Origin of the sequence: Fibrobacter sp. UBA2449, assembly GCF_002342555.1 — a bacterium.
Classification (GTDB): Bacteria; Fibrobacterota; Fibrobacteria; order Fibrobacterales; family Fibrobacteraceae; genus Fibrobacter.
The window spans coordinates 8,653-30,171 of record NZ_DDQF01000006.1; the positions used below are offsets into that span (position 1 = coordinate 8,653).

Annotated in this window: 16 protein-coding genes; 4 read left to right on the forward strand and 12 right to left on the reverse strand. The window is 56.1% G+C overall.

Features of this window, described 5'->3' with window-relative positions; genetic code table 11:
• The 5 genes from B4B27_RS03435 to lysS all read right to left on the reverse strand — a co-directional run.
• A partial coding sequence (locus B4B27_RS03435; protein WP_290723674.1) for an adenylate kinase family protein occupies window positions 1-588 on the reverse strand: 588 nt, incomplete at its 3' end.
• Window positions 589-642: 54 nt separating this feature from the next.
• Window positions 643-3,153 carry an ATP-dependent Clp protease ATP-binding subunit gene (locus B4B27_RS03440; protein WP_290723676.1) on the reverse strand — a complete coding sequence of 837 codons (2,511 nt, stop codon included), beginning with the start codon at window positions 3,151-3,153 and terminating at the stop codon, window positions 643-645.
• 10 nt (window positions 3,154-3,163) lie between these two features.
• Entirely contained in the window at window positions 3,164-3,844 is a 681-nt protein-coding gene (locus B4B27_RS03445) for an ABC transporter ATP-binding protein (RefSeq protein ID WP_173381453.1), read from the reverse strand.
• Window positions 3,837-5,081: an FtsX-like permease family protein gene (locus tag B4B27_RS03450; RefSeq protein WP_290723679.1), complete on the reverse strand. Its 1,245-nt coding sequence runs from the start codon at window positions 5,079-5,081 to the stop codon at window positions 3,837-3,839. The genes B4B27_RS03445 and B4B27_RS03450 overlap by 8 nt, the downstream gene beginning before the upstream one ends.
• Window positions 5,082-5,084: 3 nt before the next feature.
• Window positions 5,085-6,593, reverse strand: a complete 1,509-nt coding sequence (gene lysS, locus B4B27_RS03455) for a lysine--tRNA ligase (protein WP_290723681.1) — start codon at window positions 6,591-6,593, stop codon at window positions 5,085-5,087.
• A 214-nt stretch (window positions 6,594-6,807) separates the two neighbouring features.
• Here lysS and B4B27_RS03460 point away from each other — a divergent pair, with 214 nt between their 5' ends.
• On the forward strand, window positions 6,808-7,407 hold the full coding sequence (locus B4B27_RS03460; protein WP_290723683.1) for a TIGR01440 family protein: 600 nt from the start codon (window positions 6,808-6,810) through the stop codon (window positions 7,405-7,407).
• Here the strand turns inward: B4B27_RS03460 and B4B27_RS03465 are convergent.
• The gene (locus tag B4B27_RS03465; protein ID WP_290723685.1) at window positions 7,404-8,216 is read right to left on the reverse strand and encodes a hypothetical protein; all 813 of its coding nucleotides are present in this window, start codon (window positions 8,214-8,216) and stop codon (window positions 7,404-7,406) included. The two genes, B4B27_RS03460 and B4B27_RS03465, sit on opposite strands and share 4 nt — an antisense overlap.
• Window positions 8,213-8,965, reverse strand: coding sequence for a YkgJ family cysteine cluster protein (locus B4B27_RS03470; RefSeq protein WP_290723687.1), 753 nt, complete (start codon window positions 8,963-8,965; stop codon window positions 8,213-8,215). Before B4B27_RS03470 ends, B4B27_RS03465 begins: the two co-directional genes overlap by 4 nt.
• A 174-nt stretch (window positions 8,966-9,139) precedes the next feature.
• On the opposite strand from B4B27_RS03470, the gene B4B27_RS03475 reads away from it, so the two are divergent.
• Window positions 9,140-10,423, forward strand: a complete 1,284-nt coding sequence (locus tag B4B27_RS03475; protein WP_290723689.1) for a hypothetical protein — start codon at window positions 9,140-9,142, stop codon at window positions 10,421-10,423.
• Window positions 10,424-10,426: 3 nt separating this feature from the next.
• On the forward strand, window positions 10,427-11,680 hold the full coding sequence (locus B4B27_RS03480) for a hypothetical protein (RefSeq protein ID WP_173382773.1): 1,254 nt from the start codon (window positions 10,427-10,429) through the stop codon (window positions 11,678-11,680).
• A gap of 128 nt (window positions 11,681-11,808) precedes the next feature.
• Here the strand turns inward: B4B27_RS03480 and B4B27_RS03485 are convergent, their stop codons facing one another.
• A complete protein-coding gene (locus tag B4B27_RS03485; RefSeq protein WP_290723692.1) occupies window positions 11,809-13,563 on the reverse strand; it encodes a carboxypeptidase-like regulatory domain-containing protein in 1,755 nt (584 codons plus the stop codon).
• Between the two features lie 39 nt (window positions 13,564-13,602).
• Window positions 13,603-16,161 carry an Ig-like domain-containing protein gene (locus B4B27_RS03490; RefSeq protein WP_290723694.1) on the reverse strand — a complete coding sequence of 853 codons (2,559 nt, stop codon included), beginning with the start codon at window positions 16,159-16,161 and terminating at the stop codon, window positions 13,603-13,605.
• A gap of 184 nt (window positions 16,162-16,345) precedes the next feature.
• Here B4B27_RS03490 and B4B27_RS03495 point away from each other — a divergent pair, with 184 nt between their 5' ends.
• A complete protein-coding gene (locus B4B27_RS03495) occupies window positions 16,346-17,194 on the forward strand; it encodes a TIGR02147 family protein (protein WP_290723696.1) in 849 nt (282 codons plus the stop codon).
• 6 nt (window positions 17,195-17,200) lie between these two features.
• On the opposite strand, the gene B4B27_RS03500 is transcribed toward B4B27_RS03495, so the two are convergent.
• The 3 genes from B4B27_RS03500 to mdh all read right to left on the reverse strand — a co-directional run bounded on the left by B4B27_RS03500 (window position 17,201) and on the right by mdh (window position 21,490).
• Window positions 17,201-19,201 (reverse strand): family 43 glycosylhydrolase, encoded by a 2,001-nt coding sequence (locus B4B27_RS03500; RefSeq protein WP_290723698.1) that lies wholly within the window; start codon window positions 19,199-19,201, stop codon window positions 17,201-17,203.
• Between the two features lie 218 nt (window positions 19,202-19,419).
• Window positions 19,420-20,316, reverse strand: a complete 897-nt coding sequence (locus B4B27_RS03505; RefSeq protein ID WP_290723700.1) for a mechanosensitive ion channel family protein — start codon at window positions 20,314-20,316, stop codon at window positions 19,420-19,422.
• Between the two features lie 232 nt (window positions 20,317-20,548).
• Window positions 20,549-21,490, reverse strand: a complete 942-nt coding sequence (gene mdh / locus B4B27_RS03510) for a malate dehydrogenase (protein WP_163415703.1) — start codon at window positions 21,488-21,490, stop codon at window positions 20,549-20,551.
• Window positions 21,491-21,519: the final 29 nt, after the last annotated feature.

A 21,519-nucleotide genomic window follows, 5' to 3' on the forward strand; every position in this document is an offset into this window, starting at 1 on the left:
CTTGCAGAACTTCACGTAGGCAGCGAGGGTGTCGCAGAACACTTCGTCCGGGGTGTTGTCGCCGTTGATGCGGCTGATGATGGACTTGCTGTACTTGCCGAGCACCTTGGCGGTGGATTCCTTGTACACCTTGAGGCGGTTCTTGATAACGGCTTCGTCGGCGTCGTCCTTACGGCCTTCGATCTTGGCGCGGTTCAGGAGGCGGGCAACGATGGTCTTCTCGTCCTTGATGTCGAGCACAAAAATGTGCTTCACGTCGACCACGGATTCGATGAGCTTGACCTGGGCAACCGTGCGGGGAATACCGTCGAGGAGGAGGGTATCCTTGTCCGGGTTCACCTTGTTCGTGTTGATGAGGCCTTCGATGAAGCGGCCGAAAATTTCGACAGTGGCTTCGTCCGGAACCAAGAGGCCCTTGCTGGAGTAAGAAGCGAGGAGCTTGCCGGATTCGCTGGAAGGAGCAATGCCACGGAAGATGTCGCCCGTGGAAATGTGCTTGAGGGAAGTGGTAGCAGCGAGCTTCGCGCCGACGGTACCCTTGCCGGAACCCGGTGCGCCGAAGATAAGAACTGCAGGAATTTTAGCCATTGTTAACCTCTTGGGTTTGATTGTTGAAATTTTTCGCGGACAAAGATAGCATTTTTACGACTGTATCTTCTCGCACTTGAAACTGAGCTTGCCGTTTTCGACGCCGATGCTTATCGTGGAGAAGTCCGTGAGGGTACCAAGCAGGAGCCCTTCGGCAATCGCGTCTTCCACGAGGTTCTGGATGGAACGGCGGATGGGTCGCGCCCCCAGGGTGGAATCGTAATTGTTGTTCACGATAAATTCCTTCGCCTCCTGGCTGATTTCCAGCAGGATACCGCGGTCGGAAATGTTCTTCTGGAGGAACCCCATCTGGATGTCCACGACGGATACGAGGTCCTTCTTACTCAAGGCACGGAACACGATCTGCTCGTCGATGCGGTTCAGGAATTCCGGAGAGAACACGCGCTTGACCTCTTCGCGGATGGCGTTTTCCATGCGCTCGTAGTCGTCGGTCTCCCCTTCCTTGGTGAACCCCATGCCGCCGCTGTGGCGCACTTCGCGCGCACCCGCGTTACTCGTCATGATGATGATGGTGTTCTTGAAGTTAATCTTGCGGCCGTAACTGTCGGTAAGGATGCCGTCGTCAAGAATCTGGAGCAAGATGTTGTAGATGTCCGGATGCGCCTTCTCGATTTCGTCGAGGAGCACCACGGAATAAGGCTTCTTGCGCACCTTCTCGGTAAGCTGTCCGCCGCCTTCCTCGAAGCCCACGTATCCCGGAGGAGCACCGATAAGGCGCGAGACGCTGTGCTTTTCCATGTATTCGCTCATGTCGATGCGGATCATGGATTCCTCGCTCCCGAACAGCGAGAGGCTCAGCACCTTCGCAAGTTCCGTCTTGCCCACGCCGGTAGGCCCGAGGAAGAGGAAACTGCCCATCGGGCGCTTGCTGCTGCGGATGCCCGCTCGCGTACGGCGGATGGACTTGACAATCGCATCGACTGCGGCGTCCTGCCCGATAATGCGCTGCTTGATTTCTTCGCCGAGGTGCAGGAGTTTCTGCGTCTCTTCACCGCCGAGGCGGCTCACGGGAATGCCCGTCATCTTGCTGATGCAGTCGCGGATGTCACTCTCGTCCACGACAGGTGTCTCCTGCCCTTCTTCCTGCAACTGCTTCTTGCGTTCCGCGATGGAATTCTGGAGTTCCTCCTCGCGGGCACGGCACTTGGCCGCATTCTCGTAATCCTGGTTCGCGACCGCCTCTTCCTTCTTCGAAAGGACTTCGGCAAGTTCCGATTCCATGTCGAGCAAGTCCTGCGGGACCTTGATGGAATTGAGCTTCACGCGCGCGCCTGTCTCGTCGAGCACGTCGATTGCCTTATCCGGCAAAAAACGCTCGCTGATATAGCGTTCGGCAAGCGTCACCGCGGCACGGATGGCCTCGGGCGTGTAGTGCACCTTGTGGTGCTGCTCGTACTTCGGGCGCAACCCCTCAAGAATCTGGATGGAGTCTTCCGAGTTGGGCGGGTTCACGAGAATCGTCTGGAAGCGGCGTTCCAGGGCCGCATCCTTCTCGATGTACTTGCGGTATTCGTCAATCGTCGTCGCACCGATGCACTGCAGTTCACCACGCGCAAGGGCCGGCTTGAAAATGTTGCTCGCATCGAGGCTGCCTTCCGCACCGCCCGCACCCACGATGGTGTGGAGTTCGTCGATGAAAAGAATCACGGAGTTGCTCACGCGCTGGAGTTCCATGATGAGGCCCTTCATGCGTTCCTCGAACTGGCCGCGGTACTTGGTTCCCGCAACCATCGCCGCCACGTCGAGCGTCACGACGCGCTTGTTCACGAGCAGGTCGGGAATCTTCTTCTGCACAATCTTCTGCGCGAGGCCCTCAATGATGGCAGTCTTGCCCACGCCGGGTTCGCCAATGAGCGCCGGGTTGTTCTTCTTGCGGCGGCAGAGAATCTGGATGAGCCGCTCGATTTCGGATTCGCGCCCGATAATCGGGTCGAGCTTGCCCGCACGCGCCATCGCGGTGAGGTCGCGCCCAAAATGGTCGAGAATTGGGGTCTTGGACTTGGAACCGCCGCGCATCTCGCGCCCGCCCTGCTGCTGGCGCGGTCCCTCTTCGGGGATATCCTGCGGGGCGTTGCCGTCGCCATTATGCTTGAGCTGGTCAAGCGTCTGCTGGAAATTCTCGTACGTTATGTTGTACGAAGACAAAATGCCCACCGCAGAGGAATCTACCTGCTGGAGAATCGCGAGCATCAGGTGTTCGGGGCCGATGTACTGGTCGCCTTCTTCCTTCGCGATTTTTGCGGCATTGAAAAGCACCGCCTTCGCGCGGACCGTAAACTGCAACAGGCCGTCGCGCGGGTTACCGCCGATGGTCATGAGCCCGCCGTTCGAGGAGAGCGAACGCTGGATATCTTCGCTCAGGTCCACGAGGTTTATCCGGAGCGCCTTGAGAGTCTCTACCGCAAAGCCCGAATCCTCGCGCACGAGGCCCAGGAGCAGGTGCTCGGTCGAAACACAGTCGCTCCCGAGGTTGCGCGCCGCCATGCGGGCGGCCTGGAGCACGGCCTTCGCCTTCGCAGAGAAAATTCCGTTATTGTCAGCCATACCAAATCTCCTATCCGATATCCTGAATCAATCCGTTATGCATTACCACGCGGCGCTTCGCAAAACTCGCCAACTTCTCGTCGTGCGTCACAATCAAGAAGGCCTGGTTGAACTTCTCGTTGAGCTCGCCAAAGAGTTCGTTCAGCTTCGCGGAGTTCGCCTCGTCCAGGTTGCCGCTCGGTTCGTCGGCCAGCACCAGGTCCGGGTGATTCATCAGCGCACGCGCAATCGCAATACGCTGGCGCTCGCCGCCACTGAGTTCGCGCGGCAAATGCCTGAGGCGGTCCTTGAGGCCCACCGTTTCCAACAGCATCTCGCCACGTTCGCGACATTCCTTTTCGGACTTGCCCGCAATGCGGCCCGGGACGCACACGTTCTCGATGGCGGTAAACTCGCTGAGCAAGTGGTGGAACTGGAACACGAACCCCACCTTGAAACGGTGGTACGCGTCGCGCTCTTCGCTGTTGAACTTGCTGAGCGGCTTGCCCTTGAAAAGAATTTCGCCCGAGGTCGGCGTGTCGAGCATGCCCACGAGGTTCAGGAACGTAGACTTGCCCGAGCCGGAGGAACCCGTGAGCGCCACGAGTTCGCCCTCTTCCATCGAGAAGTTCACGCCCTTCAAAATCTCGAGCTGTTCGCCCGTCTCGGAGAATACGCGCCTGAGGTCGACTGTCTGCAATAAACTACTCATGCCTAATCGCTCCTACAGGGTCAAGCCTGCTCGCCTTCCATGCCGGGAGCAAAGTCGCGAGCACGCATAGCGCAATGCCAATCACGAAAATAAGGACCACGTCAATCAGGTGCACAGAAATCGGGAAGTACGGAATCACGTAGACATCACCCGGGAGCGTGATGAAGTGGTAGGCCTCCTGCAACTTGCAGAGCACAAGCCCGATGGTTCCGCCCACGATGGTGCCGCCCACGCCAATGAAGCTGCCCATGAGCATGAACACGCGCATGATGCCCGCCTTGCTGAAGCCCATGCTGCGGAGGATGCCGATTTCCTTCGTCTTGTCGATGACGACCATGATGAGGGAACTGATGATGTTGAACGCCGCCACGAGGATGATGAGGCAGATGACCGCCGCCACGATGAACTTCTCGTAGTTCATCCACTTGAGGAGCGTGATGTTCTTCGCCTTCCAGTCCATCGAGTAGTACGGGTAGGTAAGCCACTGACTCATGTCGTAGGCCGCCTCGCCCGCCTTCCAGTGATCCTTGATGCGGAACTGGATACCCATCACGGCGTCACCCATGCCGAGCAGTTTCTGCATTTCCTTGAGCCCAATGTAGGCCAGGTTGCCGTCGTACTCGTAAGTGCCCGTCTCGAAGATGCCGCTCACCACGCACATCATCATCTTGGGGCCCGAGCCGAGCGCCTCGTCCGGGCTCTGGAACAGCTGGAGCACGAGCTTGTCGCCCACCACCACGCGCAGGCGGTTCGCAAGCCCCGAACCGAGGATGATTCCCGGGCGCATCTTGCCCGTGAGGTCTTCCAGGCTATCGACGGAATACTCGCCCCACTTGATGTACTTGTAGATGTCGGTCACGCCCTTCGCGCTCACGGCGTCAATGCCATAGATAACGATACCGTCGTTCACCTTCTTGGAGCTGATGCCCACCTTGTAGATGATGAACGGCGACGAGGCCACGATGTTCGAATCGCGGTTCTTTGCCTCGCGGGTAAGGCTGTCGTAGCTCGCGATGGGTTCGCCGTTGTACGACATGATTTCGAGGTGGGCGTCCTTCCCTATCATCTGGGCGGTGACCTCTTCCTCGAAGCCGTTGACCGCAGCAAGCGCCACCACCAGCGCGAATACGCCGATACTCACACCGAGCATACTGAAGATGCCGATAAGCGAGACGAAGAGGCTCTTGCGCTGAGCCCCCAAGTAACGCCAGGCGATTAGCCATTCCAGCTTATTCATCAGTTAGCAAGTCTCCGGTTTCATGAGCGGGAAGAGTTGAACGTCGCGGATGGTCTGCTGGTTCGTAAGCAGCATGACCATGCGGTCGATGCCGAAACCAACGCCGCCCGTAGGAGGCAGGCCACTTTCGATAGCGTGCATGAAGTTTTCGTCCATCGGGTGCGTTTCGCCTTCGCCACCGCGGCCGCGGCGCACCTGGTCTTCCAGGAGCTCACGCTGACGGATGGGGTCGTTAAGTTCGGTATAGGCGTTGCCCAGTTCCCATCCGTTAGCGTACGGCTCGAACTGTTCGATGAGTCCTTCGATGGTACGGTGCTTCTTGCAGAGCGGGGTGCTCTCAGTCGGCATGTCTTTGATGAACGTCGGCTGGATGAGCTTGTCTTCCACGGTGAGCTCGAACAGTTCGAGGATACCGCGGCCGCGGCTGAATTCACCGTCCAGGTGTCCGCCGAGTTCTTCCATCTTGGCCTTGATTTCGTCGTCGCTCATCTCGTTCACCTTCAGGCCGCCGAACTTCTCGATGGCCTCAATCATGCTGTAGCGGGGCCACGGTGCCTTGAAGTCGATAACCTTCCCCTGGTAGTCAATCTTGGTGGTGCCGTTCGCCGCAATGCAGGCGCGTTCGTAGATGTTCTCGAAGTGCACCATCATGTCGTTGTAGTCGGCGTATGCTTCGTAGAACTCGAGGCCGGTGAATTCCGGGCTGTGCGTGCGGTCCATGCCTTCGTTACGGAAGTTCTTGGAGAACTCGAAGACCTTTTCCATGCCGCCCACGATGCAGCGCTTCAGGTAGAGTTCCGGGGCCACGCGCAGGTAGAGCGTCATGTCGCAAGCGTTGTGGTGTGTGGTGAACGGGCGGGCGTTCGCGCCACCGTAAATCGGCTGGAGCGTCGGGGTCTCGACTTCGATGAATCCCTTTTCAATGAGGTATTCGCGGATAGCCTGCAGAATCTTGAAGCGCTTGATGAACACGTCCTTCACGTCGTCGTTCAGCGCCATGTCGATGTAACGCTGGCGGTAGCGGGTATCCACGTCGGCAAACTCGTTGAACACGACCTTGTTGCCGTTCTCGTCGACCTTCTCTTTGGCGACAGGGAGCGGGCGCACGGCCTTACTGAGCATCGTCACCTTCTTCACGTGCACGGAGTACTCGCCCGTCTGCGTCTCGAACATGAAGCCGTTCACGCCGATAAAGTCACCGAGGTCGGTCATCTTGACGACTTCGTAGTTCTCCTCGCCCACCTCGTCGCGGGCGCAAACCACCTGGAGGCGGCCATAGCGGTCCTTCAGGTGCATGAAGCACATCTTTCCCTTGCGGTTGAAGCGGACCACACGGCCAGCGAAGGCGACTTCCTCGCCCGATGCCATCAGGGCTTCCTTGTTTTCCTTGAGCATCTTGGAATCGTGCGTGCGGTTGAACTTGTGCGGATAGGCCTCGATGCCCATTTCCTTGAACTTCGCAAGCTTCGCCAAACGAGCTTGCACCTGGTCATTCATGTCTTGCATTGCCATAATCGGTATCCTGTGATACAATCACGTGAAATTTTGAACGTGGTAAAGATAGAAATTTGACGGTAGCCATCACTTCATCCTTGCGGGATTCGCCCCTCCCATGTAGCCCGTTTCGCAAATAAAATCGACAAAACCCTTGTGCCACCCGTTTCGCCACATGCTATCTTTAGAAAAAAGAGGCATTAGCCTCCCCTTTCAAAAAGGAAAATTTTTTATGGCAGGCTCTACTTACGAAGTTGAAGACAAGACTCTTATAGAACAAATTAAATCCGACGCACATAGCGCCGCCTTACAACTCATCGAAAAAGCGCACCTGACAAGCGGCCAAATCGTCGTTGTCGGCTGCAGCACGAGTTCAACACTCGGAAACAACATTGGGAGCCATTCCGTACCAGAAGTCGGCAAGGCTATTTTCGAAGGCCTACAATCCGCATTCAAGCCAAGCGGCATCTTTATCGCGGCTCAATGTTGCGAACATCTGAACCGCGCGATTATCATAGAGCACGCCGCAGTCCCGAATGCAGAAATCGTGAACGTAGTTCCACAACCCAAGGCGGGAGGCTCATTCGCCACCGCCTGCTACGCCGCATTCGAGCATCCGGTTGCAATCGAGCACATCAAGGCAGATGCCGGACTCGACATCGGCGGAACACTCATCGGAATGCACCTCAAGGAGGTCGCCGTCCCCCTACAGCTTACGCAAAACCACATCGGCAAAGCAATCCTGCTTGCCGCCCGCACACGTCCGAAATTCATCGGCGGGGACCGCGCGCACTACGACGAAAGCCTCAAGGACGGCTATCCGAAATTCTAGAGTTCCTTGTGACGGTGCATGGCACGGATATTCTTCGGCAACACTTCCTTGTGCCACTTGATCCACTCGTCATAATAGATATATTGCCGTTCGCGCTGGCGAAAGACTCGGCCATGAACCGTGCGGCGTCCGTTTTTGACTTCCACAGGAATCACCACATGCAGGCACTCATGATAAACGACGCCCGCGACAGCGTATAGCGGACAATTTGCGGCATCGTAGCCACGGCTGATGCTTATCAGGTGGAAATTTTCGCCCGTTATCGGATCCTTGCGTACGGAATGGAAGCTCAAGCCCCCCACACGATTACTCCAGGTAATACGGCAAGTCAGCTGTTCATCGAAATACGTATGGTTGATGGCGGCGAGCACGTCGTCGAGATTGAAGTAGCGGCCGCGCGGCTTGATTGGCGGAAGACGGCATGTGTTTTCGAGCGGGGAATCGCCCCGGTCCACCAGCACCTGATCGACAACTTCCCAAAAACGGGCAACAAGGTCCTTGATAATGGCCTTGTTCTTCTGCGTCTTGCGGCGGACTGCATGTTCCGCCCACTCGGCAGCAAGTTCGCGAGCAGCGGCAAATTCCGGCGCACGCATATATTCCGGGAGCAAGACTTCCGGATGCCCGAAAAGGAAACCTGCCTTGCAGCGGATGCTCCTTTTCATGCGGCTGTTATACTTGAAATGGACAAGGCCGTTCGCAGAACACTTTCCCGAAGGGCGCGGAGCAAGGGATTCCCCCTGGACATCGGCCTTCGGGGCCATGTTCAGTTGCGCGAAAAAATCCAACTGTCCTTCCGTTTCGTTCAACCTAAAATTCCTTCGTATGCATTTAGCGAAAGCAACCCGCCGAAAAAGCTTTCGGGAAGGTCGAGCGCCGCATAGTGTTCAGAAATTCCGAGCAGGGCCTCCTCGATGTTGTCCGGCAGGTACACAATATAGCTTTCGTTCAGCTCGGTCTGGAGGGTTTCCGGCTTGCAATAGCAAGGTTCCGTCTGGCTAAAGTACATCCGGCACGAGACGGGGCGGAAGGCGTATTCTCCGCAGTCCCCCTTTGCATCGGAAAAGGGACAGGGCGTCCACATCGAAAAATAATCGTGAAGCGCCATGTCCTCGGCTGCATCCTCGGAATCGACCTCGCCCAGCCTTTTTACAAACAAATTATTAAAATTCTCCGAGCGGCCCAGACACGCCTCCATGATGGTGATGAGGTCGCCGCGCTTGCGGATTTCCTGATACAGGTAAATGAGTTCGAACGGTTCCACCGACATGGGATAATGGTGGCAACAGTTTCCGCAGGCGGGCCTGCACTGGATAGGCTTTTCCTGCTGCGGCAACACGGCCTTGAGATACTGGTCGTAGGCAGCGTGGTAGGCCCTCGTGAATTCAACTATCCGGGGGAGCTCCTCGCGCAGGTTGTCGGGACCGACAGCCTGCGGGCGCCCGAGCCTTGCGGCGAGGGCGTCCAGGCGATCCCTTTCCGCCCCGAGGAGCGAACCCATTTTCGCCTCGGCAATGCGGTATGCCCTCGTGGGGAAATAGTCTCTACAAAGTTCCATCGAGCACAAATATATCATTAACACATGAAATTTGTCCTTTTTTTCGAAAAAAAAGAAAGATTTGACATATAAATGAGTCGATTCTTCCTCATGCCCGAGCCAAAATCTTCCAAAGAAATTTATTTTTTGCTTATCGAATTCATTCAAAAAATTTGTTTTTTGGAAGTTGGATTTATGAAACGATTTAAAAGATTCTGGTTGTGTGCGACTGCGGCCCTAGCCATAGGGATTGCCGGTTGCAACCTGTTCAACCCCACGGAAAATGCCGACATCGACGACGACGATGTCGATGCCCTCACCTACGAGGCCTACATCCATTTCCGCAATGCAGAATACACCATCGCAAGGGAATACTTCGAAAAGGTGCTCAAGGCGGATTCCACCGTCTCCGAGGCGTGGTACGGCCTTGCCAAGTGCGTGCTGAACCAGCAGGGGCTGAACGTCTTCGAAATGCTCAAGTACGCAAACGCAAAGGATGGCCAGAGCGCATTCCTGGAAATGGACGATTCGACCGCAAACCACTACAAAACCGCAATTACCGCAGTCCTGGAAGTCCTCGACCCGTTCATTGAAAGGGATTCCACCGGAAGAACCGACGGAAAGGTGACCTTCAAGACCATCTCGGCAAGCTACACGGTACTCCACCTGACCAAGGCCGCCATCATGGTCCGCAACAACATCAACGACATAACAGGCCTGTTCAGTTTCTCGGACGGAGCCATGGACATCGACTGGAGCTCCCTGAAGGGTATGGGCGAATCCTCCGTTGAAATGTTCGAATCCATGGGCGACATCGGACATGCCATCAAGGCGGACCCGAGTATCGCGACCGAAGTCCTCAAGAGCTATGTTCCTGAAGCGGCTCTGCTCAGCGACTCCGGCCTCACGGTTGCGACCGAAGCCATGGCGACCTACATGATTACCGCGAGCGAAGCGGTCACAAGCAACGAGGACGCCATCATCGCCTACACAAGCATCGGTGACATGATGGACGGAGACGGAGACGGCTGCATCGACGAAGAAATCGCCGACAACTTCGACAACGACGGCGACGGCCTCGTCGACGAAGACATGCGCCAAAACCAGGCGATGGTTCCCGAAACGAACTTCCTGCAGCACCGCTTCGGCCAGATAGCATCTGTCAAGACCGCTGAAGGCTACGAAACGGTCGACATCGACATGAACGGAAAGGCCGCCGATGAAGGGGAATTTACCTTCGCCATCGAAGGTTCCAACGACCGCGACGCCCAGAACAACCACCTGTTCAAGGCATTCGCTGCGAACTTCGGTTTCGCCGAATCGGGCAATACGCTCGCAGAGAACATGAATCTTGCAAAGAAGGATAGGGACGTAAACAACATCAAATACGACCTCGCCTGGCGCAAGGCCAACATCGGCGGATGCTGGGCCAACTACGACGAAGAAATGTTCCTCAAATGGTTTGAAGGGAGGGACTAAGCGATGAAAAGAATTTTAGCGACACTCTTATGCCTCGGACTGGGGGCGGCGGTCTTTGCCGCCAAAGCCCCGACTCACCACTCGATGCGCGGCGAATCCATGGGTAACGCGCATGTGGCCGTAGTCGATGACAAGGAAGCCATCTACTACAACTACGCAGGCCTTTCCCAGATTAACCGACTAGGCAACTACGACAAGCGCCCGGAACAAGGCTACTACCCGCGCAACTTCATCGGCGATGCTCGACTGAACTTGGGCGGCGCGGGTCCGTTCGAAACCTACTTCTCCACCTACAACGTGGCGAAGGACCTGCAAGCCCTCTACCAGAACGTGGCCGATGCGGCCGAGGCTCTCGGCCTAAACCAGAACCAGCTTCTGATGGATACGCTTGCCTCGCACCCGGAACTCATCCATAAGATTAATTCCTACGACCACAAGTACCTCACCATGAAAATCAAGATGGATGCGGAACTCGCCATCCACGGATTCGGCGGTGCGGTCTGGGTGGACGGAAGCGTCGCCCCCTACCTCGACGGAGGCCTCATCCTTCCCTTCCTCGGCGTCGACACATTCTACGTCGACGGCGTGGTGCAGGGCGGTGTCGCCTACGGATTCACCGATAACCTCTCCGTGGGTATCGGTGCAAAGGCGGCGAAGCGCCACAAGGTGGAAGTCATCACCATCGACATCTTGAACTACGCCTCCATACAGGATACTCTCGAAGACCGCTACGACGACGCGACCCACAGCATCTTCGACTTCGAGTCCATCTCGTTCGGTCTTGACTTCGGCGTGCTCTACCAGCTGACCCGTGAATTCCGCGTGGGCGCATCACTCCGCGACGTGTACTTCAAGGAACTCGCCGGCGACAAGATTACCCCGAACCTGAGCGTGGGCTTCAACTACTCCCCGAGATTCTTCAACAAGAACACCGGCTACGCACGCAAGTTCAACTTTGCCTGCGACTATGCAGACGCATTCAATTCGGAAAAGAACTACAAGCCCCTCTCCCACCTGAATTTCGGTCTCGAAGTGGAACAGACACTGCTTGCCTGGCCCGGCTACAACAACGAACTGCGAGCCCTGAGCCTCCGCCTCGCCGGCGGATTCAAGGGCGGTTACCCCTCCGCAGGCGTAAGCCTCGAAGTGCTCCGCGTCGTAACGCTCGAATTCGCGACCTGGGCCGAAGAACTCGGCTACTACACCGGTCAGGACGAAGAACGTATCTACATGGGACAGATTAGCCTCGGCTTCTAGCCTTTTCTAATTGTTCCAGCCTTAACTGACTAGCTTAAGATAATCCCCCGGTTTATGCCGGGGGTTTTTCGTATCAAATAACTTTGCCGGAAGCACCTGCATGCTGAGCGGGCAATAACAACCAGGGGTTACTTTCTGGGAACTAACTGCGGCCAGTAGTTTTCAGGCTTTTGATTCAAGTAAGTGAGGCGCGTCCAGGTATCGTCGCGGAAGCAGCCGCCCACCATGAGTTCATCGAGCTTGCCCGTAAAGCCGCCCACCTCGAAGTAGGCACGGACGCCGACAGAATCGCTCCTGTCAGAAGGTTCCAGCGAGAACGTAACCTTCGAATCGTCCCAATCGGATTGTTCCGGCGAGGCCGAAACCTTAGCGTCGTTCAGGTAGAACACCGTCTGTTCAAACGCACGCCTGCTGAACGCCACGTAAGTCCATTCGCCCGCCTTGATTCCGTCCGTGCCCGAAGCCCAGGAAACCTTGTAGCTCATAGTATCGAGTGCATCGGACGAATCGGCAACGTGGTAGACTTCCACGACAAAGCCCTTTTCGGGAACATAGAGCAGCGCGTATTCCTTCGCCTTCTCGAAGATGGTCTGCTCCTTGTCGAGCGCATCGAGTTCCACCCACGTCGAGAAGCAGAAGTATCCGTCTTCATCAAAAGACATGTTCACTTCGCGCGTCGTATCCACCCTGGCGGAGCTCTTGACATAGAACGAGCCTGCGGAATCCATTTCTATTCCTATTCCGACAACGCCTTCGGTTATCGCATCGGCATCGACCGAGCCAAAAGCCGTGCCGTCAAAGTCCCCCATCTCGGCATAATCCGTCTGGGGAGAAACCGCATAGCCGAAATGCCACACCAGTGAGTAGCTTCGGTTCGTGGGGAACACATCGAATGCATAGGCCGGATTAAGCAGACCATCGTAGGAAAGTTCCAAGGAATCGGTCACGTTCAGCGAATCCACCCTCACCCAGAGCACAACTTGTTTGGTTTCCACACCGTAACCGGGGGTCGCCAACTCATGGTAGGATATCGGGAGTTTCTTGCTGCGGGAACCGTCCTTCGAAATGCGAACGGCCTCCCAGCGGCCCGTAATGTACTGCAGCGAATCGAAATTGCAGTTTTCTTCCGTAAGGCGAAGCGCAATCGGGATATCGGTCACAGAAGACGTCAGCGTATCGACCCCCTCGGGGAGCGAAAGCGGAGCCTTCCAGGTAAAGGAGACGGAATCGTGCGGAATCACGACATCCGGTTCAATCGCGCTCGGAATCAAGATTGTTTGGGTATCGCCCGGAGCGACCTCGACTTCAAAAACAGACGACCAATATAAATCGTCAAAGTAAATCTGCAAATCAAGTTCACCTGCAGGCAAGCTATCCACAACCAATTCATGAAAATCACGAATCGACGTTTCCCTGCGGATGGTCGTTCCCGGAACAACAACAACGACCTTATGTTCATTATAAGAATCCACCAATTCAAGCTTTACCACGCCCGGCGCACGCAGCGTATCGTTCACGGCAACGGAGTCATCTTCGGCAACCTTCACTCCCCGCACCAGCAGACGCTTGCCCGACTGTACGTGGTAAGCCTCGAGAGCGTAAGTCCCATCGGGCACAGAATCCAGGTGGTAACGGCCGTCCTTGTCGGTCTCTGTGGAATATGCGGCAGGAAGTTCCGTACCGGTCATGGCGTCATAGCCCTCGGGCACGCACTGCACTCGCGCACGAGCCGCAGGCTTACCATCATCGAGCACTAGGATACCCGCAAGTTCCGGTGAACCCGTTTCGGCGCTATTGCCTGCCGACTGACTATTGGAGGAACAACCCCAAAAGGCCGCCAAAGAGGCGACCGCAACAGTCAATATGGTTCCACGGAACTTCATCGATACCAATATAATTAAGTTTTTTTCAAAAAGAAATATTTATTGCAAATACCTGCATTTTATGGAGCCTGCCGTGGTGTATTCCACCACGATGACCCGCGCCGCGGGCATCTTCGCAGGCTTTCTATAGCCTGCGAACAGCGGGCGCCCCTGCATGTCGAATATGCGGTAGTAGGCGGTTTCGGCCTCGGTCGCCATGTTTACGCGTTGAGCAATCGAAGTCGTTCCGCTGCTGGATTCGACAACTTCGCCCGAAGAAGACTCCGTTTCGGCACTTGAAGAAGATTCGGGAGCGTTCGGGTCCGTCACCACAATGCGGCCACTCTTGACAAAGGTCGAATCGTTGTTGGTCGCCCACACCTTGAAGGCGAACTCGCCCGCTTCTGCAGGAGTCCCGCTGATAGAAATCTTGCGGTTTGCCTTATCGATGCTGGTCGTAACGCCCGTCGGGAAGCCCTCGGGCACGACCGTCTCGGCGCCGCTCCAAGTGTAGCAGAAATCTACAATCGGTTCGCCCAGATTGATGCTCTGGCTGCTGGAACCAGCCCCGCACTTCACGACCTCGGGGTAAGCAGCCCCTTCAACCGTGAAGGTCACGAACGAAGACATCTGCGAAAGGCCCGAATTGTCCGTCACCACGGCGACCGCGGAATACACGCCCGGTTCAAGCCCGCTCGCGTTTACCTGATAAGGTGCGGCAGTCGCAGACCCCACCAGCGTGTTGCCCACGTAGAAGGCGACACTTTTCACGGAACCGTCGTTGTCCTTCGCGTCGGCCTTCAAGGCAACCGTCGCACCGGCATCAAACTTCGCGCCCGCCGCAGGGGCGGTCATAGAAACGCTAGCCGCCTTGTTGCTCTGTCCGAAAGCCTGGTTGTATTCGGGCATCTTGCCGTAACGACCGCCCACACCCGCGAGGCTCGGGATTTCTTTCGGGAGATTTGCCACGGTACGCTTTTCAAAACTGTAGCTCGGGTTGAACGTCGCCGCATTCGGAACGCCCTGCGTCACCGTACCGTTGTAGCGGTGCTGTTGCTTGGTCCCGCTCCCGAACGTGACTCCGCTAAAGTAAACGTAGCCGTTGTCGCCCCATTCGGCCAAATAACCCTGGCCGTTATCAATGTAGCTGTTCTCGTAGCGCACGTAGGCCTTCGCGTTTGCGCTGTGGCCGTTCGCACCCGCGATAAAGAAGCGGTTGTAGTCCACGTACTGGTTGTACAGATGCACCTGCGAACCATTGCTTTCGCCCGTCACCTTCGGCACGCGACCATAGGTATTGTGCCAGTAGTTGTTCGCGTATGTCAGATGAGCATCTTCGACAAGTGCCATGTAAGGATCGGTACCCCAGCAGTTGAAATCATTCGCGCCGTCAAAATCCAGGTAGCTGATAGTGGCGTCGTCCACGAATTCCATGTCCATGCCGTCACTGATCCACTTGTAGCTGATGTGGTCGGCCCAAAACTTTTTAACGTGGTTCGATGCGGAGCCCACCGTCTCGAGGCCGTCGCCGCCTTCAATCAAGTGCGGGTTCACATCGTAAATGGCGAGGTTGCGATAGATATGGTTTCCGGACCCTTCGTAGCTACGCACCACGATGGAGGCTCCACGCAGGTTCGCACCGCGACCCATGCCAACAAGGCTCTTGTTAGGCTTGGTGGTAATCCAGTTGCTCCACGCCTGCAGATTGTCCGATTCCTTCACGATTTCGAGTCCGGATTCGCCGAGGCTCGCGCAACTGTTCTTTTCGAAGGCGATACGGTAGAACTTGTTCGTCTTGCCCGTCACGCGGTTCTTCTCGCTGCATGTCGTGCGGCACCAGGTACGCCCGGCCGCATTCGCCTCGGTCACCGCATTGCGCATCCGTCTGAAGTCGTAAGTACCTTCGGGCACAAGGATTGTCACCGCATCGTTACTCTGCATATGCTTACGAATAGCGGCGGTATCGCTCGCGATGACGATGTTACCCGCATCGCCGCCGGTCGTATTCGCCCCGAAACCTTCGGCCTTCACGTTGAATGTGAAAAGCAGGACGGCCGTCGGGTCCGTCTCCGCACTCGTCCAGATCCACTTGGCCTGCGTATTCGCTGCAAATCCCGTAAGGGCAGCCCCGCTCGGGAGCTTGTTGCTCGCATAGTTCAGAGTCGTCGCCCCACCCCACTGGCTAAGGTCGCGGCCCTTGTTTTTCCAGGAGTTATTGCCGACAGTCGGCTTTGCTTTCCAGCCGCTGCCGGAATAGTAAGATTTATCCAGATCGTCAATCTGCACCATGACGCCCGGGGCGCCCTGGCCGTTCACGCCCACGACCGAAATCGCGTTCTCGCCGGGAAGGAAGGTCATCGGCACAAAGCGCACGCGGCCCGCCTGGTTGTCTTCGGCAAGGAGCGCGCCATTGTGGTAGAGCCTGTAGCCGCCATCGGCCACAATCCAGATACCCGGACCCTCGCCCGCATTGTAAGTCGCGGCCACCAGCTGCGAACCCACCTTGTCGCCACCACCATAGGCGGCGTCGCCCGGAAGCGACACCACCTCGGAGGGGCTTATCGCCGCGGCGGCAATCCACACTCCGCACGCCACGACACCAAACACTTTTTTCATCATAATACACCCTTTCCCGGACAACGCAGACATTTGCGCAACTTTCTCGGGGACCATATAAAATCTACCTCGAAAAAGTGATTTTGCCCACTTATTTATTATTCGGCCCCTCTTTTCCGTTGTTTCCAGACAACGCAAAACTTTTTTTCGTTACCCGCTAAATAATCTTTTTTCTTACATTTAGGGCATGGGCGAAAAGAAACCGTCAAAGAAAATCTTCGAATACCTGGACTACCGGGAATTCCTGAAAGATTACTACAACGCAAAGAAGGAGGCAAACCCCGCCTTCTCGCTCCGCGTGTTTTCGGACAAGATCGGTTTCAAGGCCAAGGACTTCATCAGCCGCGTGATGAACGGCGACAAGAACCTTTCAAGCCAGAGCATCCCCAAGGTCGCAAGCGGGCTTCGGCTCGGCAAGCACGAGACGGAATTCTTCGTTGCACTCGTCAAGTTCAACCAGGCTGAAACTACAGAAGAGAGGAACAGCGCATTCGAAGAGATGCAGGCCATACTCAAGGTGGTCCGCTTCGCCGAAAAGCAGCACCTGCTCGGACATGCGCAATACATGGTCTATAGCCACTGGCGCCACCTTACCATAAGGAGCCTCATCGGCATGTTCGGTTTTGACGGCGACTACGAGACACTCGCCAAGCAAGTTCACCCGCACATCACCGCCGAAGAAGCGAAGAAGTCCGTAAAGTTGCTCGAAGACTGCCAGCTCATCAAGAAGGGCAAGGACGGCAAATACGAATTGACAGAAAGCGCGATTACCACCGGAGACCGCACGTCAAAACTCGCACTCCGCGGTTTCCACCAGAATTGCCTGAAGCTCGCCGCCGATTCCATCGACCGCGACCCGCCGGGCACACGCCATATTTCAGGGCTCACCCTCGGTATAAGCCAAGAAGGCTACGAACGCATCGTGGAACGCATCAACGCCTTCCGTAAAGAAATTGCGCTCATCGCCGAAGAAGACGCCGACGCGGACAAGGTTTTCCAGTTGCAGTTCGCGCTGTTCCCTGTCGGTGGCAAATAAGAATCGTCAGAACATCACCCGGTAACGGATTTGCTTGTCGAAACTGCGACCCTTGAGGTCGCGGTAGGCCTTGCGGGCGGGTGCCGGAGAATCGTGGCGTACAGCACGCGGGGCAATCGCGTCCGTTCCGCTGCTGGAACTTTCCGGCGAAACCTCGCTGGAACTGGAAACCGGGTCGCCACACGGTGCTTGGTTGCAGACAACCTGCATCGGCTCAAAGATGAGATTCCCGAGAATCGCCTCGCCGGAAATTCCCGATGCCGTCAGGTACAGGTCCTTGATGCCGCGCAGGCCCATGTCGCCCGAGCATTTCGCCGCAGACCAGCCGCCACCCATGAGAGACCTATTTGACAGGTCACATGTGAAGACCGCAGTCCCGTCCTTCTTGCCGTCGCGAATCACGATCTTACCCGACGAAGCATTTTTCACCTGAAGGAAAACATTGCCGATATCCTTGAGCGAATCCAGCACCACGTTCTCGAAAATCGCGTAACCGCCGTCCTTGATGGCGAACTCGTCGTCCTTCGTGAGACGCACGCGGATGCCGTTGTCAAAGCCGTTCGCCGGAATCGTATCGCGGATAATGCGCAAGAAGTCGATGCGGTCGAGTTCCGCAAAATTTCCGTTCGGCGAAGGCTCGATTTCGATGAAGTTGCCGCCGCGCTTGAGTTTCGCAGGCACCATCACCACAGAATTTTCGGGGAAAGTGCCCCAGGAACCCGTCGGCGGGAGCGTCACCGTCTGCGACTTGCCATTCACTGTCACCTTGTGCGTCGCGGCCGCATCGCCACCGTTCGCGTAGCGGTAACGCAGCAGGTAGTCGCCCGCCTGCATGATGTTCATCGGCAGGCGAATCTTGGAACCCTCGGTATTCACGTAAGCGAGGTATTCCCCGTTCGAGGCCGTATTGCTGCGGGTAATCGCGAGGTCGCCCGAAGCAGCGCGGGTCAGCACGCCGTGCTCGACTTCGGCACTCAAGTAACGCCCGAGGAAGGGCTGTCCCATCTCAGCCCAGTTATCCTCGGTGAAGACGACATCACGTATATGGATGTGATTGTACTTGTCTCCGTTCAAGTCGTAGTAGTGGTGCACAAAGCGTACGCGGTTCAGGTCCTGGAAGGCCTCGCCGCCGCCCGGGCCCACGTAGCGCCCGTAGCGTTCCAACAGAATCGTGCCGCCGCCGTTCGCCATGGTGTAACCGGCGCGGTCCTTGTACGGTCCGGTTACTTTGTCTGCACGGCCGTAAGCCGTCTTGTAGGTGGTTTGCTCGATGTCCGGGCCCTGCATGCAGCACTTGTCCCATGCCGTAAACAAGAAGTACTGCCCGCCATGCTCAATCAGGCTCGGGCCTTCTTCGGCGCCGCCGCTCGCGCTGCTGGTACGGCGCGCAATGTTGTAGACCGTCTTGTCGTCGCTCGCCTGGTAGCCTGTCGTTGCATCTAACTTAATCAGCTGAATGCCCAACCCGAACGAACCGAACGCCATCCAGTAATTGCCCTCGGTGTCACGCACAACGTCGGCATCGATGGCATTGTACTTGTCGCTAGTCGTCGTGTGGAAAACGTGGCCGTGGTCGGTCCAGCCGTAGCCCGATGAGCCCGGCATAATGGACTTTGTGGACTGGTAGCCGATTGCCGAAGAACGCTTGCCAAAGACGGACACGCAGTAATACACGCGGTACTCGCCGTTCATGTAGAAAACGTCGGGAGCCCAGATGCCTTCGGTGCCCGGAGCATAGGTGTAGGCCCACTGAGGAATGGCGCTCACGGTCGACTTGTGGTCCTTCCAGGTGTATGCGTCTTCAGACGTCCACAGCTGCAGATTGTTGTTGGTGCTCATGAGGGCGTAGCCGTCCTCGAACCGTACCATGCTCGGGTCGTGACCAGGTTGCAAATTATCCTTCGCATACCAGTCGGCAGCGGAGGAAACCGACACTCCAAACGCAAGCCCAAGGCCAACACGCCCGAACATAGCACGCACGCCGAAGCGTGATCCCATTCCAAACATAAACAGCTCCCTTTTATTGCATCCACCCATCCCAAATATAAATACCGGCACGTCAAAAGTCAATAATTTTTCGATTAAACGTCTACATTTTTACACAAATAGCAAAAATTCGTTCGGTTTTTTTCAAAAAACACAAAATAAAAAGTCAACAAAATAGGTAATAAAAAAGCCCTGACCGAGGCCGGGATTTTACAAATTTTCGAGCCAGTCAGCGATAATCACTTGCCGATATCAATTTTCTTTCCATTGAACACAACTTCGTCCTGCACGAGGTCATCGAAATCGGGCTCACGTTCCTTCGAAATTCCCGCCTCCTCGCCCTCCTTCATCAGGTGCACCACGCGCTGCGGGAACGGAATCTCGATATTGTGTTCGTCGAGGACATCCTTGACAATCCTGGAGTACTTGCGCTGGAGCTCGTAGTATTCGAACGTCCGAACCCATACCCATACAGTGATATTTATCGAACTGTCGGCGTATTCGCTCACAAAAAACTTCGGAGGCGGCACTTTCAGGAAGCTTGTCTCGCGCTCTACCATCCTGCGCATGGCGCAAAAGACAACGTCCAGCGAGGTATCGTACGAAACGCCCACCTTGATTTCGAGCCTGCGAACGGGATTGCGGGCATAGTTTACGATAGGCGCACCCCAAAGCGACCTGTTAGGCGCAGAAACAGCGATTCCCTCAAACGTCTCGAGCGTCGTATTGAAAAGCCCGATGGCACAAATCTTGCCCTTGATGGAACCACATTCAATATAGTCGCCCGCCACGAACGGGCGCAGGAACAATAGCAACAAGCCCGAAGCGATATTCGCAAGCGTATCCTTGAGCGCAAGGCCCACAGCAAGGCTTGCCGCACCGAGCATCGCCAAAAGACCATTCGTATTCACGCCAAGAATATTAAGCCCGAGCAAAAGGCCAAGCGCATACGTCGTGTACTTGACAAGGTCCGAAATCAGAGGAATCGCCGCACGGTCCAGGCCATGCCTTTCAGCACGCTTCAAAAACAGGCGGAAGGACTTGTTAAAGAGCCAAATGACGACAATAAGAAGAACCACGAGCAGCAGCTGCTCGATTATCGAATCCTTCGGTATGAGTTCCCTTATTTTTTCCACGTCCACAAATCTAACAATAATTTAAGGAGAAAAATCGCGCAGGAGCCAAACCGATCGTCCCTTTATGACTCCGCTCACAAACTGCAGCACGTCCTGTGCGCTATATTACATAAACGACAAGGGAGGGTTCCCCTCCCTAAGCCCCTCCCCCCTCCATAAAAAAATCCCTGGCCGAAGCCGAGGGATTTTTCATAGGAAGATCCCCGCCTACGCGGGGATGACATCTCTATAATTACGTATGTGCGTCGACCCATTCGGCGTTCTTCTTGCAAGCCTCGACGGACTTTTCGAAGGCGGCCTTTTCTTCGTCGCTCATCTTGACTTCGATGATCTTCTCGACACCGTTTGCACCGACCACGACCGGCACGCCGCAGTAGAGGCCCTTCACGCCGTATTCGCCGTTCAGCTTGGCAGCGCAAGAGAACACGCTCTTCTTGTCGAGGAGGTAGGCTTCGGCCATGTGGATGGCAGAAGTAGCCGGGCTGTAGAAAGCGGAGCCGCGGCCGAGGAGGTTCACGATTTCGCCACCGGCACCGGCGGTACGCTTGGCGAGTTCGGCAAACTTTTCCTTGCTCATGAGCTGAGAAACCGGGATACCGCCAACAGACACGCATTCCATGATGGAGACCATGGTGTCGCCGTGGCCACCCATCACGAGGGCCTTCACGTCTTCGACAGACACGCCGAGTTCGTCGGCGACGAAGCAAGCGAGACGGGCAGAGTCAAGCACGCCAGCCATACCGATGACCTTGTTGGCCGGGAGGCCGGACTGCTTCTGCATGTTGTAGACCATGGCGTCGAGCGGGTTCGTAATGACGATGACGAAAGCGTCCGGAGCGTTTTCCTTGATGGCTTCGGCAACGGTCTTGATCACGCCGCAGTTCTTGTCCAGGAGGTCGTCGCGGCTCATGCCCGGCATACGCGGGAAACCGGCGGTCACGATTACGACGTCTGCGCCCTTGATGGCGGAGTAGTCGGTAGAACCCTGAAGATCCACGGAGGAGTTGATGACAGAGCGGCCTTCCATAATGTCGAGAGCCTTGCCCTTGGGCATGCCCTGAGTCTGCGGAATATCGATAAGGACCACGTCGCCAAGATTCTTCTGGGCGAGCACGAGAGCCATTGTACCACCGATTTGACCAGCACCAACGAGTGCAATCTTCTTTCTAGCCATGATTAACCTTCCTTTTAAGGTATAGAATT